This window comes from uncultured Brachyspira sp., assembly GCF_944388875.1.
Classification (GTDB): domain Bacteria; phylum Spirochaetota; class Brachyspiria; order Brachyspirales; family Brachyspiraceae; genus Brachyspira.
In genome coordinates this window covers 1-26002 of record NZ_CALXKQ010000029.1, presented here as the reverse complement: position 1 = coordinate 26002, position 26002 = coordinate 1, and the positions used below count along the sequence as shown (strand labels likewise).

The 26002-nt window shown below is 28.0% G+C and carries 25 protein-coding genes; 9 read left to right on the top strand and 16 right to left on the bottom strand.

Annotated features, from left to right (window positions below; genetic code table 11):
• Window positions 1-4: 4 nt before the first annotated feature.
• The 6 genes from Q0J69_RS12680 to Q0J69_RS12655 all read left to right on the top strand — a co-directional run bounded on the left by Q0J69_RS12680 (window position 5) and on the right by Q0J69_RS12655 (window position 3966).
• On the top strand, window positions 5-304 hold the full coding sequence (locus Q0J69_RS12680; RefSeq protein WP_297208123.1) for a thioredoxin family protein: 300 nt from the start codon (window positions 5-7) through the stop codon (window positions 302-304).
• Between the two features lie 119 nt (window positions 305-423).
• Window positions 424-741, top strand: a complete 318-nt coding sequence (gene sec1 / locus Q0J69_RS12675) for a thioredoxin-like selenoprotein Sec.1 (protein WP_297208122.1) — start codon at window positions 424-426, stop codon at window positions 739-741.
• A gap of 300 nt (window positions 742-1041) precedes the next feature.
• The gene (gene eda / locus Q0J69_RS12670) at window positions 1042-1674 is read left to right on the top strand and encodes a bifunctional 4-hydroxy-2-oxoglutarate aldolase/2-dehydro-3-deoxy-phosphogluconate aldolase (protein WP_297208120.1); all 633 of its coding nucleotides are present in this window, start codon (window positions 1042-1044) and stop codon (window positions 1672-1674) included.
• A gap of 68 nt (window positions 1675-1742) precedes the next feature.
• The gene (locus Q0J69_RS12665) at window positions 1743-2321 is read left to right on the top strand and encodes a tetratricopeptide repeat protein (RefSeq protein ID WP_297208118.1); all 579 of its coding nucleotides are present in this window, start codon (window positions 1743-1745) and stop codon (window positions 2319-2321) included.
• Window positions 2322-2405: 84 nt separating this feature from the next.
• Complete coding sequence (locus Q0J69_RS12660; RefSeq protein WP_297208116.1) at window positions 2406-2960, top strand: DJ-1 family glyoxalase III; 555 nt, start codon at window positions 2406-2408, stop codon at window positions 2958-2960.
• A gap of 19 nt (window positions 2961-2979) precedes the next feature.
• A complete protein-coding gene (locus Q0J69_RS12655; RefSeq protein WP_297208113.1) occupies window positions 2980-3966 on the top strand; it encodes a sugar phosphate nucleotidyltransferase in 987 nt (328 codons plus the stop codon).
• Between the two features lie 34 nt (window positions 3967-4000).
• Here Q0J69_RS12655 and Q0J69_RS12650 read toward each other — a convergent pair whose 3' ends face one another.
• From Q0J69_RS12650 to Q0J69_RS12605, 9 genes are all read right to left on the bottom strand, one after another.
• A complete protein-coding gene (locus Q0J69_RS12650; RefSeq protein WP_297208111.1) occupies window positions 4001-4432 on the bottom strand; it encodes a hypothetical protein in 432 nt (143 codons plus the stop codon).
• A 9-nt stretch (window positions 4433-4441) separates the two neighbouring features.
• Window positions 4442-5881, bottom strand: a complete 1440-nt coding sequence (locus Q0J69_RS12645; RefSeq protein WP_297208109.1) for a spiro-SPASM protein — start codon at window positions 5879-5881, stop codon at window positions 4442-4444.
• 21 nt (window positions 5882-5902) lie between these two features.
• Window positions 5903-6592 carry a hypothetical protein gene (locus Q0J69_RS12640; RefSeq protein ID WP_297208107.1) on the bottom strand — a complete coding sequence of 230 codons (690 nt, stop codon included), beginning with the start codon at window positions 6590-6592 and terminating at the stop codon, window positions 5903-5905.
• Window positions 6593-6606: 14 nt separating this feature from the next.
• Window positions 6607-7683, bottom strand: coding sequence for a peptide chain release factor 1 (gene prfA, locus Q0J69_RS12635; protein ID WP_297208105.1), 1077 nt, complete (start codon window positions 7681-7683; stop codon window positions 6607-6609).
• 127 nt (window positions 7684-7810) lie between these two features.
• Window positions 7811-8296, bottom strand: a complete 486-nt coding sequence (locus Q0J69_RS12630; protein ID WP_297208104.1) for a DUF1232 domain-containing protein — start codon at window positions 8294-8296, stop codon at window positions 7811-7813.
• Window positions 8297-8356: 60 nt separating this feature from the next.
• Window positions 8357-9970: a hypothetical protein gene (locus Q0J69_RS12625; RefSeq protein ID WP_297208102.1), complete on the bottom strand. Its 1614-nt coding sequence runs from the start codon at window positions 9968-9970 to the stop codon at window positions 8357-8359.
• Window positions 9971-10141: 171 nt separating this feature from the next.
• Window positions 10142-11356 (bottom strand): FprA family A-type flavoprotein, encoded by a 1215-nt coding sequence (locus tag Q0J69_RS12620; RefSeq protein ID WP_297208101.1) that lies wholly within the window; start codon window positions 11354-11356, stop codon window positions 10142-10144.
• Window positions 11357-11390: 34 nt separating this feature from the next.
• Window positions 11391-13310, bottom strand: a complete 1920-nt coding sequence (locus tag Q0J69_RS12610; protein ID WP_366030660.1) for an acyl-CoA dehydrogenase family protein — start codon at window positions 13308-13310, stop codon at window positions 11391-11393.
• 45 nt (window positions 13311-13355) lie between these two features.
• Window positions 13356-14702, bottom strand: a complete 1347-nt coding sequence (locus Q0J69_RS12605; protein WP_297208099.1) for a butyryl-CoA:acetate CoA-transferase — start codon at window positions 14700-14702, stop codon at window positions 13356-13358.
• Between the two features lie 342 nt (window positions 14703-15044).
• Between Q0J69_RS12605 and Q0J69_RS12600 the strand changes: the two genes are divergently transcribed.
• From Q0J69_RS12600 to Q0J69_RS12590, 3 genes are all read left to right on the top strand, one after another.
• Window positions 15045-16649 carry a peptide ABC transporter substrate-binding protein gene (locus Q0J69_RS12600; protein WP_297208097.1) on the top strand — a complete coding sequence of 535 codons (1605 nt, stop codon included), beginning with the start codon at window positions 15045-15047 and terminating at the stop codon, window positions 16647-16649.
• Between the two features lie 21 nt (window positions 16650-16670).
• Complete coding sequence (locus Q0J69_RS12595) at window positions 16671-18275, top strand: peptide ABC transporter substrate-binding protein (RefSeq protein WP_297208096.1); 1605 nt, start codon at window positions 16671-16673, stop codon at window positions 18273-18275.
• Between the two features lie 87 nt (window positions 18276-18362).
• A complete protein-coding gene (locus Q0J69_RS12590; RefSeq protein WP_297208094.1) occupies window positions 18363-19949 on the top strand; it encodes a peptide ABC transporter substrate-binding protein in 1587 nt (528 codons plus the stop codon).
• Between the two features lie 39 nt (window positions 19950-19988).
• On the opposite strand, the gene Q0J69_RS12585 is transcribed toward Q0J69_RS12590, so the two are convergent.
• The 7 genes from Q0J69_RS12585 to Q0J69_RS12555 all read right to left on the bottom strand — a co-directional run.
• Complete coding sequence (locus tag Q0J69_RS12585; protein ID WP_366030659.1) at window positions 19989-20543, bottom strand: hypothetical protein; 555 nt, start codon at window positions 20541-20543, stop codon at window positions 19989-19991.
• Between the two features lie 4 nt (window positions 20544-20547).
• Window positions 20548-21108 (bottom strand): elongation factor P, encoded by a 561-nt coding sequence (gene efp / locus Q0J69_RS12580; RefSeq protein ID WP_297208091.1) that lies wholly within the window; start codon window positions 21106-21108, stop codon window positions 20548-20550.
• Between the two features lie 81 nt (window positions 21109-21189).
• A complete protein-coding gene (locus tag Q0J69_RS12575) occupies window positions 21190-22128 on the bottom strand; it encodes a thermonuclease family protein (RefSeq protein ID WP_297208090.1) in 939 nt (312 codons plus the stop codon).
• On the bottom strand, window positions 22092-22784 hold the full coding sequence (gene thiE / locus Q0J69_RS12570) for a thiamine phosphate synthase (protein WP_297208089.1): 693 nt from the start codon (window positions 22782-22784) through the stop codon (window positions 22092-22094). The genes Q0J69_RS12575 and thiE overlap by 37 nt, the downstream gene beginning before the upstream one ends.
• Window positions 22785-23210: 426 nt before the next feature.
• Window positions 23211-24152, bottom strand: a complete 942-nt coding sequence (lgt, locus tag Q0J69_RS12565; protein WP_297208087.1) for a prolipoprotein diacylglyceryl transferase — start codon at window positions 24150-24152, stop codon at window positions 23211-23213.
• Between the two features lie 103 nt (window positions 24153-24255).
• The gene (locus Q0J69_RS12560; protein WP_297208085.1) at window positions 24256-24978 is read right to left on the bottom strand and encodes a hypothetical protein; all 723 of its coding nucleotides are present in this window, start codon (window positions 24976-24978) and stop codon (window positions 24256-24258) included.
• A 148-nt stretch (window positions 24979-25126) separates the two neighbouring features.
• On the bottom strand, window positions 25127-26002 hold an 876-nt coding region (locus Q0J69_RS12555), incomplete at its 5' end, for a tetratricopeptide repeat protein (protein ID WP_297208083.1).

The window sequence follows — 26002 nt, the reverse complement described above, 5'->3', positions numbered from 1 at the left end:
AATTATGTTATCAGAAAAAAGCTGCTGCTGCGGAGGTTCTTGCAGCGGAGAAACATCAAATGCCAGAATTAAAATACTAGGAAGCGGATGTTCAAACTGTCAAAAACTAGAAAAAAATGCATTAGATGCTGTAAAAGAAATGGGTATTGATTTAAGTGTAGGACATGTTCAGGATATGGCTCAGATTGCCGCTTATGGTGTTATGTCTACCCCTGCATTGGTTTTGGATGAAAAGGTTTTATCTTACGGAAAAGTTTTAAGTAAAGATGAAATCATTAAAATGTTAAAAGAACATATAAAATAATTTTTTTATTATATTGTATTAAGGCTGTATATAAAAATTATATGCAGCCTTTTTATTTGCAATTTTTATAATATACCTATACAATGTATTTGAGATTATGAATAAAAAGGGTATAAAATATGATTAAAAATAATATAGAATTCGGATGAGGATGCTTACCTGACCCTTTAGAGGATGAGGGCGGCAGCATAGAAACAGAAAAAATATTGCTATTAGGAGGAGAAGATGAGAACTCTTTAAATATGCTTGTTAATTTAAGAAAAGCTATACTGGAATTAGATTTAGATTTATCAATTAAATATACAGACAATAAAGGAACAATGTCATATTACGGAGTAATGACTCTTCCAGCTCTTGTAGTTAATAATCAATTAATCTCTTACGGCGAAGTTTTAAGCCAAGAAAAGATAGTAAAAATATTAAAAGAAAATATATAGATATCATATCTTATTAAATTCCATTGTTTTTTATTTTTTATATATTTACTTTTTATTAGCTAGTATAATGGTTCATATATATAATATATAGATTAAATTAATTTAGTATATTGTAATTTGATCTATACAAATAAGTTATATATAAAAATATACTTATTTTATGCATCTATTTAGAAGGTTTATGGCAATCTATAAAAAATTAAGTAAATAATATCAATTATATTTAAATGATTCTAATATTTACTTTAATAGTTAAGTATGATAAATTTGTTGTATAAATTTTAATATTACGGAGTTATTATGCTAGAAAAATATATACAAAATAAAATAATACCAGTTGTAGTTGTAGAAAATGAAGAGGAAATAAGAAATATTGCTGAACTTTGCTTGGAGTTTCTTCCTTCCATAGAATTAACTCTAAGAACGGAATATGGATACAAGGCCTTAGAAATATTAGCTAAAGATTACCCTTCTCTTCCAAGAGCAGCTGCCACTGTTTTAAATACAGAACAGGTTGATAGAATACTTGATTTAGGAACAAATTTAATAATAAGCCCTGGTTTTCAGCCTGTGATGCTTGAATATGCTAAAAAGAAAAATTATCATTATATACCTGGTGCTGCAACTCCTGCTGAACTTGAACAGTGTTTAGCTTATGGGCATAAATATATAAAATTTTTCCATGCTGGTTTATTCGGCGGAATTAATTGGATAAAAAATATAGCTCCTGTTTATCAGCATACTGGAGTTAAATTTATGCCTTTAGGAGGAGTGAGCATTGATAATGTAAAAGAATATTTGCAAAATAAAAATGTATTTGCATGCGGAGGTTCTTGGCTTTGTCCTAGAAACTTAATGGAAGATAAAAATTGGAAAGAAATTAGAAATAGATTTGAAGAAGCTTCTAAATTAATTAAATCTCTTAATATTTAAAATTTATTTTGATAAAAATAATTTTTGGTATATAATGTTTTGTATACCAAAAATTAGGATTTTATTAAATGATTAGTGAAGACAATAAATATTTTTATAGTGCATTAAGCAATATACAAAATGAAAAATATAATGAAGCTATAGATGACTTGCTTAAAGTTATAGAAATTGATAATAATAATTTGGATGCATATCATAATCTTGCTAGAGTATATTATGAAATTAAAAATTATGATAAAGCTATAGAAACTTATAATAAATCCATAGAAATATATCCGCATGACAGTGATATTTACTACTATAGAGCTGAAGTTTATATTGACAAAAAAGACTATGATAAGGCAATAGAAGATTTAGAAAAAGCTATAATAAAAAATGAGGCTTATTCTGATGCTTATTATTTAATGTCTGTTGCTTATAGAAAAAAGAAAAAATATAAAAAAGCTATTAAATATTTAAAATTAACTTTAGAATTCAATCCTGAAGACTACATAGCCTATTATGATGTTTACAAATTATATACAATATTATCAAAACATGAAAAAAATGAAGATACTAAAAATAAATATTTACAAAGAGCTGAAAAATGTTTAAAAAAGTCGGCAGATTTAGGATATGAAAAAGCTTTGGAACAACTTAATGCCTAAACAACTAAAAAGAATTACTTGCAATATTATAAATATAATAATATTATTATAAACTATAAAACATTATGATAAAGGAGTTAAAATATGTCAAAAAAAGTTTTAGTACCATTAGCAGAAGGCGTTGAAGAAGTTGAAGTTATAACTATTATTGATGTTTTAAGAAGGGCTGGAATAGAAGTTGTTATAGCATCTCTCACTGACAATTTAGAGGTAAAGGGAGCTCATAACATAGCAATAAAAGCAGATACTTCATTAGAAAAAATAATGAGTTATGATTTTGACGGCATAGCACTTGCAGGCGGTTACGGCGGAATGAACAATCTAAAAGCTGATAAAAGAATATTAGAAAAACTTAAAAATATGTATGAAGCTAAAAAATTAGTAGCTGCAATATGTGCTTCGCCTATAGTACTCGGAGAAGCTGGAGTTATAAACGGCAAATACACTTGTTATCCTAGCTGTGAAAGTGCTGTAAAAGGCGGAGAATATGTTGAAAAAGATATAGTAGTTTGTGATGGAAATATCATAACTTCTAAAGGTCCTGCTACTACTGTATTTTTTGCTTTAGAATTAGTTAAATATTTAAATGGTTCTAATGAAGAATTAGCTAATGAATTGCTAGTACCTCTAATTAAATAATTTTATAAGGATTTATATTTTGAAAGTTATTATACCAGCAGCGGGTGAAGGCACAAGACTAAGACCTCATACTATAACAAAACCTAAACCAATACTTCCTATAGCAGGAGCTACAATTATAGATTTTATAATGTATGAAATATCTTCTATAAGAGATTTGGAAGAAGTTATATTTATAGTTGGTTATTTAAAAGAGCAAATGATAGAATATCTTACCTCTAAATACAAAGATATAAAATTAACCTTTGTAGAGCAGAAAGAATATAAAGGTTTAGCTCATGCCGTTTCGCTTACTAGAGATTATATCAATAATGATGATAAGATATTCATAATTCTTGGAGATACAATATTCAAGCTAAATTTATCCGATATAGTAAGTAAAAATGAAAATGCATTGGGTGTATGTGAAGTTGATAATCCAAGCAGATTTGGAGTAGCTATTTTAAATGACAGCGGGGTTATAGCAAAATTAATTGAAAAACCTCAAAATCCCGTAAGCAACTTAGCACTTACTGGTATGTATAATATAGTAAACACAAAGGAATTATTCAATGCTATAGAATATATAATAGCTAATAATATAAAAACTAAAAATGAATATCAGCTTACGGATGCTTTAGAATATATGATAGAGCAAGGTATAATATTTAAAACATTCAAATTAGATGGCTGGTATGACTGCGGTGAAAAATCAACTATGATAGAAACAAACAAAACTATCATAAAACATGATATACTAAGCAAAGGAATAAAGGATACTGCTATTATTCCTCCTGTTTTTATAGATAAAGATGTAAAAATTGAAGGCTCTGTAATAGGTCCTTACGTTCATATAGGCAAAAATTCAAAAATAGAAAGTTCTATATTAAAAAATAGTATTATATTTGAAGATGTTAATATTTCAAATGCATTTATGGACAATTCTATAATATCTGAAAAGGTAACATACAGAGGTAAAACTCATTCTATGGATATAGGAGCTTCTATAACTATAGAACAAAATTAATAAAAAAGAGCGGGATTTTGATAGTCCCGCTTTTTTATGATGTTGCATTAATAAAAGCCATAACCAAAAATTGTAAAAGACTAACAAGAAGAAATATAGCTGTATCCATTATCAAAAGTGAAAATGGATAATTTGTAAGCAAAACAGCAAATCTAATCTTATCTACTATTATAAAAGAAGAATACATTAAAAAACCTATTATAAGTTTTATATGATCCCTTAATGGAACAAAGTGAAAAAATGTAATAAAGAATAATGCCGCAAGCAGACTCTGTATAAATGAAAACATTTCAAAATAATAAACCATTTTAATGCGATTATTCCAATTACGTACGCCAGGAAGTATTTCCCTTCTATAATAAAATTTTTTAACAGATTGAAATTCCAAAACTAATCTTGTAGATAAAAATCTAATTATGTAACATGCAAAAACAAGCTCTAAATATTTTATTATAATTTTTTCCATAGTAATAAATCAGAAATTGTATAAATACCATTCATCACAATTTTTACAGAAATCTAATTTAGAAAAAACATTATCTATATAATACTTTTCCAATAAATGCCAAATATTCTCCAAACTATCATCATATACAGAAGAAATCTTTTTATCTTTATTTATATCAAATTTGCATATATAAACATCCCCATAAGCATCTATAAACAAATCTCTAGCCAAATGCCAGCATCCTACATTTATTAATGGAGCCATATCCCCTACCCTATTATCAGATATCATACCTCTGTAAGTATAAAATTTCTGCATAATAATCTCTGCCTTATATTTATCAAAATACTTATAGTAAGAAGACAAATAATCAAAATTATCTTTCTGCTTTACTATTTGTAAATATGTATTTTTAGGCTCGCGAAGAAGATAATAATCAATATTAGAAATAGTTCTCTTAATATCTCCGCTTTCATATATTCTACTGTAAACATTCTCATCTATAGTATCTAAATGAATAATAACATGAAGATTATCATTTTCAATTTGCAAGTTTATTAACTTTTTAGCCTTTTCTTCATCTAAAGCTAATGCATTAGTTTCCAAATATATATTTACAGATTTATTTTTCACAGCATAATCTAATATTTCAAAAATATCTCCATTCAAAAGAGGCTCATAATAGCTGCCTATAGACAAATGAAAGTCCCCGCAGAAATTAACAAGTTTATCATAAATACTTTTAAACTCTTCTAAAGTTATATTTTTTTCTTCTTTTGAAAGTTCGTTTTTAAAAGCTTCATTTTCAAATAAATATTTATTAACAGCATTTTGTCTATTATTAATATCTAATTCTATATAAGACGGCAAAGTTCTTCTAATACTTGGATTTTCTTTTATTGAATTTACAATATCATCATAACTTTTATAATTTATAAGTTTTGATATAAGCATAGCATTTCTTTTACAATCAGCAATAAATGAAAGCCTATAATATCTCATATCATATTCTGATATTATTATCTCTATTTCAAAAAAATTAGGATCAACAAAAACTATATTGCTTATAGCATTTTCTGAAGGCTTTATAGTTTTCGTTTTTATTATATTAAACAGCTTCTCAAAAGCATCCCTCCTTACTATAAAAGGGACAACTCCAAGAGGATAATTTTCGCCATAGCTGAAATAAGCAATATTCTCTTCATGTATTTTTGTAAGTTTTACAGTTTCATCAATATTAAAAAGAGGCATATTTGAAGGTATATATATTATATTATCATATCCATCACTTTCTCTGTATATATTATTTAAATAATTTTCTATGATATTAATATCATTATCACGAAGCTCTTTAACTTGGCAATTTAAAATATTTTTTAAGGCATTGACTTTTTCATTAAAAATATCATCAAATTCTTCAGAGTAAATATTAGAAAAAGATTTATCAATTAATATTAAAAAACTCATTTATAAAACCTCTATTTTTTATTATATATAATCAAGCATATTTTCAGGACTTCTCATTATCAAATTACACATATTGCATACATAAAAATTATTTAAAACATTCTCATCATCTAAATTATAAACATTAACACTTTCTAATTTATTCGTATTCTCATTAACTATTTTGAAATAATTTGTAGCACCGCAATAAGGACATCTATAAACATAATCATCAGCTATATTTTTTACATCTACTTTTAAATATTTATCTTTAATGTAGCTTTTAAATCTATTATTGATATATCTATGAGGATAAACTTCTATATATTCATCTAAAGATATTTTTTTTATAGGATATGATTTAATATTATTTAATTTAGCTTTTCTTATCAATTTAATAAACTGATCATGACGCACATTGCTTATATTCAATATGTCTATAAATTTATCATTAGTAAGTTCATAATCATTAGATGTAATATATTCAGCATAATCATTAACTACAAGTTTATTATACTCTCTATTCTCTTTAATAGAAGCAAATTCCACAAAAAAATATTTATCAGCTTTATAATAGGAAAAAAGCCCCATTAATCCGCCAGAATCATCTTCATAAAAATAATCACAATATGAAACATTATCAAAACTTTTTATATACATCATAATAGAATCATCATCGTGTATATTATGAATAACTTTTTCTTCTCCAAGAATATATTCAATATCTTTCATAAACATTTCCATTTTTAATCAGAATATGAAGAGAGCATTTCCTCTTGTTCCTTTTTAAATAAAGCATCAGTTATTTCCGTTATCTCACCATCCATAAATCTGTCAAGTTTATATAAAGTAACATTAATTCTATGATCCGTAACTCTATTCTGAGGAAAATTATAAGTTCTTATTCTCTCACTCCTATCGCCAGAACCAATTTGCTCACGTCTTTCTTTAGCCTCTTTAGCCTTTCTTTCAGCCTCTTCTTTTTCGTATATTCTAGCACGCAAAACTTTTAATGCCTTTGCCTTATTCTTATGCTGGCTCTTTTCATCCTGACATTGAACTACTAAACCAGTAGGCAAATGAGTTATCCTAACAGCACTGTCCGTTGTATTAACAGATTGCCCTCCAGGACCGCTTGAACGAAATATATCAACTCTTATATCCTCATCTTTAATAACAACATCGCTTTCCATAGCCTCAGGCATTACAGCAACAGTAGAAGCTGATGTATGAATACGTCCTCCAGACTCTGTGGCAGGAATTCTCTGAACCCTATGTGTCCCGCTTTCAAACTTTAATGTTCTGTAAGCATCCTTTCCAGATACAGAAAATATTACCTCCTTATATCCTCCAAGTTCTGTAGGACTTGTATCTATTATCTCCATCTTTAAATTGGCTCTTTCTATAAATCTAGTATACATTCTAAACAAATCACCCACAAATAAAGCAGATTCTTCCCCACCAGTACCAACTCTTATTTCAACTATTATATTTTTACCGTCATTTTTATCTTTAGGAAGAAGCAGAAGCCTAAGATCATTTATTATATTTTCTTTTTTCTGATTGAGTTCCTCTATTTCTAGCAGTGCCATCTCTCTAAGTTCTTTATCAGTTTCTGCATTCTCAATCATTTCATTGGATTCTTCTATCTGTTTTAATACAATTTTTAATTTTTTATACTCTTCTACAATATCCTCTATCTCTGATTTTTTTTTCATCAAGTCTTGAATAACTCTATTATCTTTTATATTTGCATCATTAAGTTTGTTAACTATATCATCATAAGTATTTTCTACCAATGCAAGTTTATCAATTATTGACATAAAATAATTTTCTCCGAAATAATATACTATTATATATAAATAATGATATTTATCAACTATTAAAAATATAAAAAAGAGAAGCTAGAAATTATGCTAACTTCTCTATTACAGATATTTTTTATTATTATCAATTGTTTTTATTTATAATTTCTATATCATCATCGCTTTCATTATTAATAATATTTTCATTTTCTGTATTATTGTTAACTTCTTCATTATTACTTTTATCAGGACCATATTTCCAAATTCTATATTTTTCTATATCATCACTGAAGAATTTGAGGCATAAGCCAATAATAAATGCATCGTCCAAAAATCCAAGTCCAACTATAAAATCAGGTATCGCATCCACAGGAAGCAGCAAATATAATAATGCCGCTGCTATACCAGATATTGCTTTCCATGGTATATCTTTATAGCTGCCGTTAATATAATCTTTTATCATATTAATTAATAGCTGAATCTTATCCATCAATTTTGAAAGATGTTCTGAGGTAGAAACTCTTGATAATATTTCCTTAGATTTTTCTATTATAGAATCTAATTTTTCTTTAGTAATACCTTTAGAAATGCTATCCCATATTTGTTTTGCTTTATCTTTAAAATCAGACATATAAATACCCTATTACTATAGATTATAATAAAATAAAAAAAATATCAATAGTATAATAAATTATTTACTTTTAAAATTAGCCTTAAAATCTATACTAATATGTGTATAATTAGACATAATTGAAGAACCTAATATAACACTGTTTGGATAACTCCATGTTCTGAAAGGTATATCAAAATTTCTTAATATATCCTGAGATTTTGAAAGCTGTATTGTAAATATATAATCAGGATTAATATCTTTATGAATTTCTGTTTTTATATAAGATTCTAAATGCTCAGAATCATTACTATTATCTATAACCGTTTCTATAGCCTTCTCATTTTCACTTACGAAATATACTCTATCTATAAAAGTATAATAAATTACATTTCCGTCATTTAAATTATAAGAATATATAAAATTATTATTATATTTCTTTTCAGATTTATTCAAATTTGGATATTTTTCAAGTAAAGCTATTTCAAGTTTAGGCAATAATGAATTATCATTTTCAATATTAAATATAATAACAGGATAAATTAATTTTGATACCCTAGATTCTATATAAGCTACTGCCATTTCCCCATATAAATCATTAATAATACTACCAAATGAATAAACATCATTCATCTTTGTAAATAGATTAAATATTTCAGATGAAAGCTCATTGTCATGCCTGAACTTTAAATCATTATACATAAGAGGATAAAGCCCAGCTAAATAAGATTTTAAACCTAAATATAATATAGTTTTATCTTTGGACAAATAATTTTGAATATCTATTTTACCATCTAAATTATACAATGAATATCTCTCAGAACCGCCGTAATCATAATCAACAAATATATCAGCAACACCATTATCATCATATAATTTTATATTACCGTATATTGCCGCAGTGTTTTCAAAATATTTTAAAGGCGTAAATAATATAGAGCCATTACATTTATTATAATCATACAAATTCTTATTAATATATACAGAAATATCAGGATTATAAGAATTCTCAGCATTATTCAAAATTCCTATCTCATTAAAATTGCTAGGCTTTGACTGAAAGAAATCTATCAGCTTTTTTATATGATTATAATTTTTTGCAGCTATTAATATACCATTATAAAAACTAAAAAATATAAAAGGACCAGCATTATCTAAAGCATATATTTTTGTTCCATTATAATCAATTTTCTTAACTATATATGAATTATCATCTATTGTAAGTTCTTTAGGATTAAAAAAAGAATTAAATAAAAATGAATTAATCCTACCTATGTCAAACATGTAAAACAATTCAGAATCATTCAAATTATTATTATATCCCCAAAGTAATATGGATGCATTTCTTTTTATAATTGGATTTGATAGTGATTTAACAAAAAAATTATTATTAGTTTTCAGATGATTAGCAAAAGCCTCTACGCTTTTAAGCATTATAGAAAAATCATACATAGATTCATCATGTGATATTCTATAAGCATATATAGAGTCAGCAAATTTCAAAATACTGCTGTCTAAACTTTTAACACTTACATACACGATACTATCTTTAGGCATTTTCACATCAGACATGTCTTTCTTATGCAAGCCGTAAGGATAATATCCAAATATAAGAATAGAAGCTATTATAATTATAAGAATAATAGATAATATAAATAACAGTTTAATCTGTCTTTGTCTTCTAATGCTAACCATAAAAAATTAATCTCCAGTTTATATATTACCTACTATTATTATATTTCAATTATAATCTTCGTCAATATTTAAATATTATTGATAATAAAAAAACCGATTCAAGTAATACAACCTGAATCGGTCTTTATTTAAGAAAATATAAATGATAAAAAAATCTAATTAAAGATTATATTATTTATTTACAGATTCAACTAAAGCATCAACTAGAGCATCCATCTCTCCAACGTTAGCAGCTTTCATAGAAGAAGAAACAGAAACTTGAGCGTCTAAAATCTCACATTGTTTCAAATTAGCTTCTATGAACTCTTGCATCAAAGTACCTGATTTAGGAGCCCATGAACCATTTTCAATGATAGCAAATTTACGTTTTTGAACGTTAAGAGCTCTCATATCATCTAAATAGTTATGCATAGGAGGATAGATATTTAAGTTGTAAGTAACAGAAGCTAATACAACATGGCTATATTTGAATGTATCAGAAATCAAATAAGAAACATGAGTACTTGATACATCGTGCATAGCTATATTAGTAACTCCTTTTTCAGCCAATTTGCAAGCTAAAATACCAACCATATCCTCAGTATTACCATACATAGAAGCATATACGATTAATACACCTTTTTCTTCAGGTTCATAAGTACTCCATTTATTGTATTTATCAAGTATATAACCTAAATTGCTTCTCCAAACAGGTCCGTGTAAAGGACAGAACATTTTAATTTTGTCAATAATTCCGCCTGCTTTTTTGAGTAAGTGCTGTACATGAGGACCATATTTACCAACGATGTTAGTATAATATCTTCTAGCTTCATCCAACCAATCTCTGTCGAAATTAACTTCATCATTAAATAGTCTTCCGTCTAAAGCAATGAAAGTACCGAAAGCATCAGCAGAGAATAATACACCATTATGAGTGTCAAAGCTAACCATAGCTTCAGGCCAATGTACCATTTGAGCACCAACGAAAGCTATTTCATGTTTTCCGAATTTTCTAGAATCGCCTTCTTTTACTATATCTTTTTTATCTTCAGGAATAGTAAATCCAAATTGATCCATAAACATGAATGCTTTTTCAGTAGAAATAACTTTTGTTTCAGGGTGTCTTATTAAAACCTCATCTATAGAAGCAGCATGATCTGGTTCCATGTGGTTAATAATCATATAGTCAAGTTTTTTACCATTCAAAACAAACTCTAAATTATCTAAAAATTGTCTGCAAACAGCCCAGTCAACTGTATCAAAAAGAACTGTTTTTTCATCTAAAAGAACATAAGAGTTATAAGAAACACCTCTAGTTAAAGGGTGTACATTTTCAAATAGAGCCAAGCGATGCTCATTCGCTCCAACCCAATATAAATCATCTGTAACTTTTCTAACGCAATGCATTATTTTCCTCCTAATTTATTTTAATTTTTATATTTTAAGCCTTAATGAAGTTAGCTTTTTCTTCACTACATTCTGGACATACCCACTCATCAGGAAGAGCTGTAAAGTCTGTACCAGGAGCTATTTCTGATTCAGGGTCACCGATGAATGGATTATACTCATAACCACAACCAGTACATACATAAATTTTAGGTATTTCGATTGTTTTCTTAGGAGTAATCTTTTTCATCTTTTTGTATGGTACTTCTGCAGGTTTTTTAGCACCTGTATCAAGAGCTTTAGTAAGTAGTGGAAGTATTTCTTTAACATCTCCAACTATACCATAGTCAGCATTTTTGAATATTTTAGCAGAAGCTTTCATATTAATAGCTACAATTATAGAAGCATTTTTGATACCTTTTAAGTGTTGGTTAGCACCAGAAATACCGCAAGCTATATATAAGTTACCATTGAATTTTTGACCAGACATACCAACATATCTGATTATAGGTAAGTATTTTAATTCTTCAGCAACAGGGCGTGAACAACCTATAGCAGCACCAGCAGCTTTAGCTAAATCTTCAACTAATTTCATGTTTTCTTTAGCACCTATACCTTTACCAGCACTTACTACTCTCTCAGCATTAATTATAGGTGTATTGATATCAATACCTACAGAGAAATCAATTCCGTCTTTTTTAAGAGCAGCTACTAAAGCATCAACTTTATCCTGAGCTGAACCTTCTTTGAAGATGATATTTCTTCTTTCACCAGTGATAGGACCTTTTTTAACCATAGGACCAGCAACAGCAACAGGAGATTTAGGCATTTTACCAAGTATAGCAGCAGAAATAACAACTTTTTGTATTTCACTTGTACCTTCATAAATAGTACAAATTTTAGCATCACGGTAAGCTCTTTCTACTATATAAGCACCTTTAATATAACCATTACCGCCATGGATTTGAAGAGCTTGGTTTACAACTTCCAAACCTATTTCAGAAGCATATAATTTAGCCATAGCAGATTCAGTACCATAAGGTTCATGTCTGTCTTTCATAGCAGCAGCACTGTAAATAAGAAGTCTAGCAGCACGTAATTTAGTAGCCATATCAGCAAGTTTGAAAGCAATAGCTTGTTGCTGAGCGATAGGACGTCCGAACTGTATTCTTTCTTTAGAATAAGCAACTGCAGCTTCATAAGCTCCTTGAGCAATACCTAATGCTTGAGCAGCAATACCAATACGTCCGCCGTCAAGAGTTTGCATAGCAATTTTGAAACCTTGTCCTTCTTTACCAAGTAGGTTTTCTTTAGGAACTTTTACATTATCAAATAATAATTGAGCAGTAGCAGAAGCACGAATACCCAATTTGTCATATTTTTCACCAAACTCAAAACCTTCCCAGCCTTTTTCTACGATGAAAGCACTGATACCCTTAGTACCTATACCAGGTGTAGTAACAGCAAATATTACATAAGTTTCAGCTTCTATTGAGTTAGTAATGAAGATTTTTTCACCATTTAATATATAGTGATCACCTTTTAATTCAGCAGTAGTTTCTGTACCGCCTGCATCAGAACCTGCTTCTGGTTCAGTTAAACCGAAAGCACCTAATTTTTTACCTTCTGCAAGAGGAACTAAATATTTTTTCTTTTGTTCTTCTGTACCGAAAGCATAAATAGGATAAGAACCTAAAGAACAGTGAGCTGATAAAATTACACCCATACTTCCGTCTACTCTTGAAAGTTCTTCTACAGCTATAGCATAAGCAATATTATCAAATCCTGCTCCGCCGTATTTAGTTTCAAAAGGCAAGCCCATTATGTCTAATTTAGCTTTGCCTAATTCTTTTACAGCTTCTGTTGGAAATTTCCCTGTTTGATCATGCTCATGAGCTATAGGTTTTACCACTTCTTCAGCCCAAGCTCTTATTTTAGCACGAAGTTCTTCATGCTTTTCTGTTGTTTTAAACATTTGCTTCTCCTTTTTACTTTATTTAATTTATTAATGATTAAACTATTATTTATTACTTTTTCTCCAAATTTTAGCTTTTTCTGCTTCTTTGATTAGTCCATCTCTCAAATCAGGATGTGCTATAGATATTAAAGCCTCTGCTCTTTGCCAAGTAGTTAAGCCTTTCAAATTAACTTTACCATACTCTGTTACAACATAATGAGTATTAGCTCTAGTATCTGTAACAACTGTACCATTAGCAAAGCTAGGAACTATTCTTGATTTTAATTGTCCATCTTTACCAGTTACAGTAGATGATAAACATATAAAGCTTTTTCCGCCTTTAGATAAATAAGCACCTAATACAAAGTCTAATTGTCCGCCAGCACCGCTTATATGTTTAAATCCTGTTGATTCAGCACTAACTTGACCGAATAAATCTATTTCTACAGCATTATTTATTGACATAAAATTGTCTATAGCAGATATTACTCTAATATCATTAGTATAATCTACAGGAGCAGACATACATTCTGGGTTATTATCTATATAATCATATAGTTTTTTAGTACCAGCACCGAATGCATAAGTTTGTCTGTATCTGTCTATATTCTTTTTAGAACCAGTTATTTTACCAGCCAAAGATATATCTACAAAAGCATCAACATACATTTCTGTATGAACTCCTAAATCTTTTAAATCAGATTCAGCTATTAATGAACCTACAGCATTAGGCATACCGCCTATACCTAATTGTAAACAAGCTCCATTAGGAATTTCTTCTACTATAAGTTTAGCTACTGTTTTATCTACTTCTGTAGCTCCGCCTGAAGGCATCTCTTTTATAGGAGGATTTTGACCTTCAACTATCATATTAACTTGATTAATATGTATAGCCTCTCCACCTGTATGTGATGCTCCCAAACATCTAGGCATATTTTTATTAACTTCTACTATAACACATTTGCATCTTTCTATCATAGCCTGCATGTGTGAAGCATTAGGTCCGAAATTAAAGTAACCGTTTTCGTCCATTTCAGATACTTGGAACATTGCTACATCTATTCCTCTTGGCAAATCCCTATAATATCTTGGCATTTCTGAATAACGTATTGGATCATAATAACAAAAACCCTTATCTACTGCTTTTCTTTCCAAACCAGACATGTGCCATGAATTCCAAGTAATATGCTTAGCAGCATCTTCTAGTTTGAATATTTCAGGTTCCCAAAATAATATACCACCCCTAAAATTAATGTCTGATAACTCAGGCAGCCTCTTAGCTAATGCTTTGTCTAATTCTATAGGAGTAGCAACTACCCATCCGTAATCTACCCAGTCGCCAGATTTTACAACCTTAACTGCTTCTTCTGGAGTAGTTAATTTTTCTTGATAAATCTTTTTAAAATCCATAAAAAACTCCCCACTTGTAAAATTAATCATTATTTTAATATACTCTAGTATAGTAAAATAAATTTAGATTGTCAATTAATTTTCTGCCTATATTAATTTTTTTGTATTTTTTATGATATAAAAATATGAATAATATATATAATCTACATACGTATATTATATACTTTCAATAACATATTATTGTGATAAATAAAAATATTAAATAAGTATTTTAATTTATAAAAATAAAAATATTATAAAATAAAATTACATTTTTATATTAAAATCAATTTATATTGACTTTAATATAAATATTAAATATAATTGCAGCATATTATTTTTATTTTTGGGGATTAAAAATTTATGAAAAAAATACTTTTATTATCTATATTAACATTAACTATCATAATTTCATGTAATAATAAAAAAATAGATCCTTCTAAAAATATAATTGTTAATATGGGAAGCGAGCCTAATACTATAGATCCTACTTTGAATTCTATAGGAGTAGTTACAACATATATACTGCATAATTTTGAAGGTTTAACTAAAATAGATATGAACAATAATATAAAACCTGGAATGGCTGAGAATTGGGAAATATCGGATGACGGACTTACATATACATTTCATTTAAGAACAAATGCCAAATGGTCTGATGGAAAACCTGTAACAGCAAAAGATTTTCAATATGGCTGGAGAAGAGCTATAGATAATAACATGAATGCCTCATATTCATATATGATGGAAATAATTAAAAATGCCAAAAAAATAAATACTGGATTTATGGATTCTGAAAACTTAGCTGCTTATGTGATTGATGATTATACTCTAAAAGTTGTTTTAGAAACTAAATCAGAATACTTTTTAAATTTTTTAGCTTCTACTGGTATATTTATGCCTTTAAGGGAAGATATCATAGAAAAATACGGCAATGAGTGGACATCAAATCCTGATACATATATATGTAATGGTCAATATGTAATATCAGATAGAGTTATTGGCGAAAAAATAGTTTTGGAAGAAAACCCATATTATTATGATAAAAATGATATAGTTGCTAAGAGAATAACTTTCATATTAAATGCTAATCCCAATTATATAATAGACAAATTACTAAATAATGAAGTTCATTTTTCTTCTATAGAACCTCCAAAAATCGATGCCGAATATCTTATGAATAATAATTATATAATACATAATGATGCTATAGGAACTTATTATCTTGAATTAAATATAACAAATTCAGCTTTAAGCAATAAAATGGTAAGACAAGCCCTAGCATTAGCTATAGATAGAAACTTTATAGTTAACAATGTTGTTAAAGGTCAAACTCCTGCTGGTGCTTTCGTTCCTCCTGCTGTAAAAGGTATAAAAAAATCATTTAGATTGGAATCAAGTAATTATATAGATTTGGATAATTATAAAGATAATATTATAAAAGCTAAGGAATTAATGTCCAAAGCAGGATATCCAAATGGTGAAAATTATCCTATTTTAGAATTAAAAGTTTCACCAGGCGTATTTTATGAGGTTGGAAAGGTTATACAAAAAATGTGGAAAGATAATCTGAACATTAATGTTGATTTAATAGAAGAGGAATTCCCTGCCACATTACTTGCATTAACAAAAAAGAATTACCAAATAGCAAGAATGGGCTGGACTGGTGATTATTATGATCCTATAACTATGCTTGATATTATGATGAGCTATGGAGGAGTCAATCATTCAGGATTTTCTAATGCTATGTATGATAATTTAATAACTGAAGCTAAAACTTCATATAATAATAATTTAAGAGTTGAATTAATGAAAAAAGCTGAAGCAATATTAATGGATGAAATGCCTATTATACCATTATACTATAGATCAGATTCTCTTATGGTTAATCCAAAGTTAAAAGGTCTTGTCATAAATCCTCTTGGAAGATACAGATTTAACCATTGCTATATAGAAAAAGATAAATAAAAATATTCAAGGCTGAAAACTATGAAAAAATTAATACCAATATTAATTATTATATTAACTATAATGTCATGTAATTCTAATAATTCTAATTTAGAAAATAATAAAGGAGAAATATCAATAAATCTTGGAGGCGAACCGAGAACTTTAGATCCTACCTTAAACTCTTTAAGTTTCGGATCTATTTATATGATACATTTTTTTGAAGGATTAACTAAAAAAGATATAAATGATAATGTTGCTGCGGGTATGGCTGAAAGCTGGGATATATCAGAAGATGGTCTTACATATACATTTCATATAAGAACAAATGCTAAATGGTCTGACGGAATGCCTGTAACAGCTAATGATTTTGAATATGCATTAAAGAGGGCTGTTAATCCGCAAACTGCTGCTGCATATTCACACATGCTGAATGTTGTAAAAAATGCTTCTTCAATATTAAGCGGAAATATGCCTCCTGATGAATTAATGGTTAAGGCTATAGATGATTACACGCTTGAAATAACATTAGAGAATCCTGCTCCTTATTTCTTGGAATATATATCTGTAAGCAGTCCATATTTTCCTGTAAGAAAAGATATCATAGAAAAATATGGTGATGAATGGACTAAAAAACCAGAAACTTATATAGTAAACGGTGCTTATATGATGACAGAGAGAAAGCCTGATGAAAAAATAGTTATGGAAATTAATACTAATTATTATGATAAAGATGCAATAATAGCTAAAAAAATAAATGTTCTTATAATGGATGATTCAAATACTGCATTGGCTGCTATGAAATCTGGAGATTTGCAATTTTCTGTTGTAGAAGCTCCTATTGGAGAAATACCTGCTTTGATAAAAGAAAATTACATACTTCAGGAGCCTGCTTTCGGAATATATTTTTTGGAAATAAATTCATCTAAAGGAGTATTAACAAATCAAAAAATAAGAAAAGCATTATCTCTGGCATTTGATAGAAAGTATATAATATCAAATATTACAAAAATGAATCAGATACCTGCAGGTGCTTTTGTTCCTCCAAATATGAATGATTACGAAGGAGATTTCAGAGAAAACGGCGGAAATTATATAGATTATAATAATTATGAAGAAAATATTAAAGAAGCCAAATTATTGATGAAAGAAGCAGGATACGAAAATGGGGAAAACTTTCCAGTACTTGAAATAAGAACTACACCAGGATATTTTACAATTATATGTGAAGCTATACAGGATATGTATAAAGAAAATTTAGGAATAGATGTTATGATAAAATCTGAAGAGTATAATGCTACATATCAGTCTATGACGGAACATAATTATGATTTAGCAAGAACTGGCTGGACTGCTGATTACAGTGATCCTATGGCTATGCTTAACTTCTTTTCAAAATTTAGTTCTGTAAATCATACAGGCTTTAATAATGAAGAATATAATAATTTAATAGAAACAGCATTAAAGACTGATAATCAGGAAATAAGAATGCTCTCTCTTCATAAAGCTGAAGATATATTATTTGATTATATGCCTATTATACCAATAATTTACAGAATGGATCCTTTTATGATAAGTCCTAAATTAAAAGGAGCTGTATTTAATCCATTGGGAAGATATAGGTTTCATTATTCATATTTAGAATAAAAAATATTCTTAAATAATTAATTAACATAATTGTACTTTTTAGAATTATGTACTATAATATTACTATATACAATAAGGAGATATGCAATGAAAAAAATTGTTAGTATAGTTATTTTTGTATCATTGCTGATGATATCATGTTCAACAAAATCATCTGAAAATGAAGGAATAGTTGTTTCATTGGGAGGAGAAGTAGCTACAATAGATCCTCATTTAAATAATGCCAATATAGGAACAGTTTATATAAGGCATTTCTTTGAAGGACTTATGCGTAAAGATAAAGAAGGCAAAATAATAGGAGGAATGGCGGAAAATTACAGTATGAGTGAAGACGGCATTACTTATACTTTTTATTTAAGAACTAATGCCAAATGGTCTGACGGAATGCCTGTAACTGCTGATGATTTTGTATATAGTTATAGAAGATTTGTAGACCCTAAAACGGCTGCCCCTTATGCTACGCTTATGGCTCCTATAAAAAATGCATTAAAAGTTAATAAGGGAGAGCTTCCTATAGAAGAATTGGGTATTAAAAAATTGGATGATTATACTGTAGAAATAACTTTAGAAAATCCTACAGCTTATTTCTTGGAATTAGCTGATATGTTTCTTCCTGTAAGAAAAGATATTATAGAAAAATACGGAGACACTTGGGTATTAAATCCAGAAAGCTATATAGGAAACGGTCCTTATAAAATGACTGAAAGAATAAGAGATGATAAAATTGTAATGGAAATAAATACTAATTACTATGCTAAGGACGAATTGGTAGCAAGCAATATAACTATATCAATGATATCTGATAAGAATACGGCATTAGCAGCTGTTAGAAATGGTCAGGTACATTTTTCTAATCTAGTTCCTTCTCAGGAGATAGAAAATTTAAAACAAGAAGGTTTAATAGTTATGAATCAGGCTTATGGTACGGTATTTTTTGAAATAAATCTTACCAATGAAGCATTTACTGATTCTAGGGTTAGAAGGGCATTAGCTCTTGCTATAGACAGAAATTATATAGTTGAATCTGTAAATAAAGCGGATCAAATACCTGCGGGTGCTTTTGTTCCTCCTTTAATAAGCGATTATGAAGGAGAGTTTAGAGAAAACGGAGGCGATTATATAAGCGTCAAAAATGAAGATTATCAAAAAAATGTGGAAGAAGCAAAAAGACTTATGGCTGAAGCAGGCTACCCTAATGGTGAGGGATATCCTGTTATAGAGGTGCTTGTTGCTAATGACGGAAATGTTGTAATGGTTGAAGCTATACAGCAAATGTGGAAAAATATTGGTGTAGATGCAGTTATTATACCTAGAGAATGGTCTGTTATTTCACAAAATTTTAGAGATTTAAGCTATCAAATGGTATTAAGCGGATGGACTGGCGACTATAATGATCCTATGACTATGCTTGATTTATATTTAAGCTACACTCCAAGCAATCCTGGATATAATAATCCTGAATATGATAGATTAGTGGAAAGTTCCAAACATATAGTTAATAATAAAGACAGAATGAAAGTACTGCATGATGCTGAAGCTATATTAATGAATGATATGCCTATAATTCCAATACATTACAGATCAAATGTTCTAATGATATCAAAGAAACTTAAAGATTATAAATTAGATCCTTTGGGTAAATATAGATTTCATTATTCTTATTTAGAAAAATAAATATTGATTAGGGGATTAATTATTATATTAATTCCCTTTTTATTTTCTATAATTATTAACAAAAATATCATAAGGATATAACTTAAAAGAATCATTATAAACATTTTCAAGTAAATTCTTTATTAAATTAAGTTTTTCTTTGAATGTTTTATTTTTATCTTTTATTTTATTAAACTCAATAAAAAATGATTTTCTAACTATTTTCATAAAGACATTGATTCTTATTAATTCATCAAAGATGCGTCCTTCTGGAACTTTTATTTTCTTTATAAGAATAAAAAATATGGATAAGAGATACAAAACTGATGCTATTCTAATAAAATAAATTACGGTAAAATCGGCACCTGCTTTATCTATATAAAAGCCTAATATCTTATAATATTCGCCTCTTGAATTTAATGCCTGAAGTATAAATATTGCCAAAAAATAAGGAATTAAATGCAATAGCCTCTTTATTGTTTTATAAACAGATTTAGTAAATATTATATGGAGTATAAAAGAAGCTATTGCAATATATATTAATAAATTGATTTTTACAAAAAAAATACTTACGAATATAAATAAAGCCAGCAAAATAGAAAATACATAAAGCATTGTCTTATTTTACACGCTCAACATAACTGTCATCTCTAGTATCTACTTTAATTTTATCGCCTATATTAATAAATAAAGGAACATTAACTTCTATACCTGTTTGTAATTTAGCAGGCTTTAAAGTAGAACCTGTAGTATCTCCTTTAAATCCAGGCTCTGTATAAGTAACTTCTAAAACAACATGTATAGGGAAACGAACTGCTGTAACCTCATCATTGATATACTGCAAATCCACTTCGCTGTTGTCTAATAAATAATATTTGCTGTCGCCCAATATATCGGCATTAACATGAACCTGCTCATAATTATCTAATATCATAAATATATAACTGTCGCCTTCTTCATATAGATATTGTGCTTTCTTGTACGATATATCAGCCTCTTCAACGCTTTCTGTAGATGCAAAAGTTTTTTCTATCATATTTCCTTTTATCATATTTTTTAATTTTGTTTTTACATTTGCTTTTCTTTGCTGTGCTCTGTGAAAATGTGCATCTACTACTAAATAAGTTTCTCCGTCTAAAATAATAGCATCGCCTTTTCTTAAATCATTTACTGGTAACATTAAAATCCCCTAAAAATTTAATATTCTGTTTTTGTGTATGAATTATATTTTATTAAAGATAAAATTTCAACATTTTTATTTTTAATTATTTTCACTTCTAAATTTGGCAGGATCAGTAAAAGGACGCCTTCCCTGAAACTTGGATAAATAAACAATATTGCTTGCTATAACTGTAAATCCGCTGTCGCCGTATTTCATTATTGTTTCCTTTGCCTGCCTATCATTCATCATAGAATATGCCAAAGGAACATTATCTATAAATAAATGGCATAAAATCCTCCCAAAAATATCATAAGAACCTACAAGCATATTTATATTGGATGCACTTTCTATTTTATTTTCAACATAAGTCTTAACATTACTTCCATAATTCTGCTTCAATTCTGGAGCATCAAGTCCTATAAATCTATAATAATTATCTCTGTACTTTATAGTATCTCCATCCGCAACTTTTATGAACTTTTTATCAATATTAGGCAAGTACTTATATAACTTTTCACTATAATTTGAATCTATCTTATAAACTTCTTTATTAGTAAATGAAAGAAAAAGTTTTATATCATTGCTGCTTTTTAAAGTTAAATATTCTTCACAGTCTATATCTTCTATATCTAATACTACTTTGCAGCATTTTATGCCAGATAATTTTAATTTATTAATAAGTCTATCTTCACAAGCGTAGAACATTATGCTGTCTTTAAATAGATAAGAATAAAGCATAAATTCAAAACTTCCAATATATTTAACGCTTGGTAAATGCATGCTTATATATTCTTTGGTTTTATCTTCCAAACTATTATCATAATAAACATATACTTTATCCCTATTTTTTATATAATCATATATAATTCTAGTTTTATTATTTTCAATCATGCTTATTATTGATTTTAAGTCTATAAATAAATCACAGCTTTCTTTCAAGCGAATATTATTTAAAATAAAAGCAGAAAACAATATTAAAAATATAATAAAAAATATAACTTTTATAATCTTTTCATTTTTTTTATTAGAAGCTCGCATTTAGATTTTATATCCTCAGAAGATACGATTTCAGTAAGCATACATAAACTCATAGCTTTATGTTCTATAAGTATATCCATATTATTTAATTTTATTCCTCCAATACATACAAAAGGCACATTAATATTTTTCACAACATAATCAAGATAATCAATACCTACAGCTTCATTAGCATCTGGCTTAGTATTAGTTGAAAATATAGGACCTATTCCGATATAATCAGCACTTGTATTAACAGCCTCATTAGCTTGAGTTTTATTAGTGGTAGAAAGCCCTATAATCATATCATAGCCTATAATTTTTCTTACAGCCTCAATAGGCATATCTTTCTGTCCTATATGAACTCCGTCAGCTTCAACTGCCATAGCCAAATCTGCATAATCATCAATTATAAACAAAGCATCATATTCTTTTGTAAGCTCTCTAATCTTTAAACATTCTTCATATTTTTCACGCATATATTTGCTGGGATTGTCTTTTTCCCTGTACTGAACTATCTTTATACCTGCCTCAAGCATTGATTTTACAACTTCAATATTATTTCGTCCATTAGAAAAGTCTTCTGCTGTTACGCAGTATATGGAATCTTTAAAATATTTTTCTTTTAAAATTTCTCTTCTTTTTTTTATATCTTTTAACTCTTTAATATCTTTCATAAGATAAGTCCTAAAATTGTTTGATTATATTTTATATTTTTTCAAATATTAAGTAAAGTATACGCACGCAGAATAAAATCATAAATATTAGTACATTAATAATCATAATCTTATTATTAACAAAAATAAATTAACCGTGCGTTAAAGAAATTTTAAATTCTAATAAAAACTTGGGCGGGTGCTTTAAAGTCTAATTTAGTAATATATATAATCAAAGTTATAATTTCATAATAATGCAGTAGATAATAAAGGGAGGGGTATGTAATTTAAGTTTAAAAATTTATTTACATACCCCTACCTATAGATTTACTGTATAATTTAAAAAACTCTATTTTATTATTTTTTATAATTTAATTATGAAAAGCACAGCCCACCCAAGCTTTATTTAAAATTTTAATCATACAATCTTTTTATCATATATAAGATTCATTTCTTTTTATTCTTTTTGGCTTCTTTTATATTTACTTCAAGTTCCGCATTGCTATCTTTTCTTGTGTAAATATATATTAGCATAACAATACCTACTATAACCATAGGTACAGAATAAATAGCTCCTGCTGTGATTGGTCCTATAGTCCATTCTGTAACATCGCGTGCAAACTGTTCTATTAAAGTTCTGAAAAGTCCGTAAAGCAAAATCCAAACCCAAAGTCTAGTACCCTTTCTAATATTTTTATTTTTTTCGCTTAAATACCCTATTAAAAAAGAAACCAAAGCAAGAACCAAGCCTTCAAGCAATGCCTCATATATCTGAGAAGGATGTCTTGGCTCAGTATAAGGTCTTATTGCAGGAAGCATTGCTGCCCATCTTTCATAGCCTCCTACAGCTTCATATAAAGGAAATTTCATTGCCAAAAAAGAATCAGTAACTCTTCCGTAAAGCTCAGCATTCATAAAGTTTCCTATCCTTCCAAAAAATAAACATAAACTGCATGGAAGTGTTGCATTATCCGTAATAGTATAAAAATCATATTTATATCTTTTGCTGAAAATAAATAATGCTATAAACATCCCTATAAATCCGCCGTGAAATGACATTCCAGCAAAACCTGTAAATGTAAAACCATTATCGAGATTAATACCCAATATTTCCCAAGGAGTTAAAAAACTCTGCGGGGAATAAAAAATAAAGTAACCTATTCTAGCACCAACTATAGCCCCAACTGCCGCATAAAAAACCATGTCATATATGCCACCGTTCTTTTCATTAGGATTAAATTTTATCCATCCTCTTTTTTTAATAAAATACAAAATGATACAAGATGATACTATTCCAACTATATACATAAGTCCATACCATCTTACAGCCCCCAATATAGGTATGCTAGGCGGAAATACGAATGGAGTGAAAAATTCTGGATAAATCATATATTTTCCTTAAAAAATTAAAATTATTAACTATTTCTATTATATTTTTAGTATAAGATAATACATTGAAATTATTAATCTATCAAGTGTTTATATACAAAATCTATTTGCTTAATATCGCTAAAGACCTCTTAGCCTCTAATGACAAAATATCTTTATCATCATTATTTATAAAACTCTTTAATATATCTCTGCTCTTTTCCAAATTGAAAGCTGATAAGCAAGTTAAACATTTACAAATAAGAAGCTTATTATTTTTATATTTTTTCATTATGCTTATTATGTGTTCAAGATTTTGATTATTGGATAAGCTTTTATTATGAAAAACCATGAATCCGAAAGCATCTATAACTTCACATATTTTTGTTAAATCATCGCCTTCCAAAACATTTATCAAAACAGGAAATATATCTATACTCATTTTTGATAAAGTTCTTGCTATTATATCTCTTGGTATAGGATAAGTTTTTTTCAAAGATACTTTTTTTGGTAATACCCTATATTGATTACAACCTATTATTCCAATATAATTAATCATTTTTTCAGCAGTATCAATATTTCCATTCTGCAGAGTTTTACATATTTCTATTTTAGTGTATAAACTTTTTTCTTTTGATAAACGCAATAATAACTCTCCACATACTTTATTCTTATGTATATACGGTCTTAAATTTATGGCTGCAGATGTTCTTACTATGGCATCATCATTATTAAGGCAATCAATAAGTTCCTTTAATGATTTATTTTCTAATAATTTAACATCATCCTCTAAAGGCATGCCTCTATTTTTTAATCTATCTAAATCAGATTTTAAATCATGTTTCATAATGCAATATATATACTAAAAAATTTGAGTTTTGTCAAAATTTATTTTAATTTTTTTATCAAAAACATATACTACATTATTCTACATAAAAAAAGCTCTCAAAGAAAATTAATTCTTAAAGAGCTTTTTATTATATAAAAAATGTTTTTTATCTTAAGTTTACAGCATTACGATATAAGAAATTTTTCCTTTCATTAGCATATTGAGCTTTAGAAGAAGTAGGATATTCAGATAAATATTGATTATAAGTTTCATAAGCTTTATCAAAATCTCTTACATTATTATTGCCTTTTTCATATATTTCAGCAAGAAGCAATATAGCATCTCCGCGTTTAGAAAACTTTTTATTTCCATCTAAAGATTTTTCTAATATAGAAGCACCATCAGATATTCTTCCAAGTTTTTTTAAGCTGTCAGCAACTTCATAAGCTGCATTTCCGTACATTGAAGTTTTAGAATACTTATTCATAACATCATTGAAATAAGCAATAGCTTCATCATCTTTGTTTTCTAATTTTTTGATTACACCCATAGAATATATAGCAGCTGCTTTTTCATCGTTATTGGCAGTTTTTAAAGAAGATGCTTTTTGATACATATCAAAAGCATTTGTATAATCTTTATTATAATTATAAATATCTCCTATTCTAAAATGACTGTAAACAGAATATTTAGAATCTGGATATTCACTTATAACTTTATTATAAGTAGTAACAGCATTGCTATAATCTCTTATATTTCTAAGGTCTTCAGCAGAATTAAACAAAGCTAATATTTCAGGATTAGATTCAGCAGTATTCTTTTTAGCAGTTTCTCTTATTATAGATGACTGAGCTTGATTAGCACTAGCAGTCTGATTAGTTCCTGCTTGATTAGTATTGATCATATTAGTAGCAGTTTGGTTAGTTCCTGCTTGATTAGTATTGATCATATTAGTAGCAGTTTGATTAGTTCCTGCTTGATTAGTATTGATCATATTAGTAGCAGTTTGATTAGTTCCTGCTTGATTAGTATTGATCATATT

Coding starts and splice junctions, on each gene's coding strand:
- Q0J69_RS12560 (WP_297208085.1), bottom strand. CDS start 24,978: ATGAAACATGATTTAAAATCTGATTTAGATAGATTAAAAAATAGAGGC.
- efp (WP_297208091.1), bottom strand. CDS start 21,108: ATGTTACCAGTAAATGATTTAAGAAAAGGCGATGCTATTATTTTAGAC.
- Q0J69_RS12640 (WP_297208107.1), bottom strand. CDS start 6,592: ATGAAAGATATTGAATATATTCTTGGAGAAGAAAAAGTTATTCATAAT.
- thiE (WP_297208089.1), bottom strand. CDS start 22,784: ATGAAAGATATTAAAGAGTTAAAAGATATAAAAAAAAGAAGAGAAATT.
- Q0J69_RS12610 (WP_366030660.1), bottom strand. CDS start 13,310: ATGTTTAAAACAACAGAAAAGCATGAAGAACTTCGTGCTAAAATAAGA.
- prfA (WP_297208105.1), bottom strand. CDS start 7,683: ATGTCAATAATTGATAAACTTGCATTGGTAGAAAATACTTATGATGAT.
- Q0J69_RS12625 (WP_297208102.1), bottom strand. CDS start 9,970: ATGGTTAGCATTAGAAGACAAAGACAGATTAAACTGTTATTTATATTA.
- Q0J69_RS12650 (WP_297208111.1), bottom strand. CDS start 4,432: ATGGAAAAAATTATAATAAAATATTTAGAGCTTGTTTTTGCATGTTAC.
- Q0J69_RS12660 (WP_297208116.1), top strand. CDS start 2,406: ATGTCAAAAAAAGTTTTAGTACCATTAGCAGAAGGCGTTGAAGAAGTT.
- Q0J69_RS12645 (WP_297208109.1), bottom strand. CDS start 5,881: ATGAGTTTTTTAATATTAATTGATAAATCTTTTTCTAATATTTACTCT.
- Q0J69_RS12590 (WP_297208094.1), top strand. CDS start 18,363: ATGAAAAAAATTGTTAGTATAGTTATTTTTGTATCATTGCTGATGATA.
- Q0J69_RS12600 (WP_297208097.1), top strand. CDS start 15,045: ATGAAAAAAATACTTTTATTATCTATATTAACATTAACTATCATAATT.
- Q0J69_RS12665 (WP_297208118.1), top strand. CDS start 1,743: ATGATTAGTGAAGACAATAAATATTTTTATAGTGCATTAAGCAATATA.
- eda (WP_297208120.1), top strand. CDS start 1,042: ATGCTAGAAAAATATATACAAAATAAAATAATACCAGTTGTAGTTGTA.
- Q0J69_RS12630 (WP_297208104.1), bottom strand. CDS start 8,296: ATGTCTGATTTTAAAGATAAAGCAAAACAAATATGGGATAGCATTTCT.
- Q0J69_RS12575 (WP_297208090.1), bottom strand. CDS start 22,128: ATGCGAGCTTCTAATAAAAAAAATGAAAAGATTATAAAAGTTATATTT.
- Q0J69_RS12605 (WP_297208099.1), bottom strand. CDS start 14,702: ATGGATTTTAAAAAGATTTATCAAGAAAAATTAACTACTCCAGAAGAA.
- Q0J69_RS12595 (WP_297208096.1), top strand. CDS start 16,671: ATGAAAAAATTAATACCAATATTAATTATTATATTAACTATAATGTCA.
- Q0J69_RS12620 (WP_297208101.1), bottom strand. CDS start 11,356: ATGCATTGCGTTAGAAAAGTTACAGATGATTTATATTGGGTTGGAGCG.
- Q0J69_RS12585 (WP_366030659.1), bottom strand. CDS start 20,543: ATGCTTTATGTATTTTCTATTTTGCTGGCTTTATTTATATTCGTAAGT.
- lgt (WP_297208087.1), bottom strand. CDS start 24,152: ATGATTTATCCAGAATTTTTCACTCCATTCGTATTTCCGCCTAGCATA.
- Q0J69_RS12680 (WP_297208123.1), top strand. CDS start 5: ATGTTATCAGAAAAAAGCTGCTGCTGCGGAGGTTCTTGCAGCGGAGAA.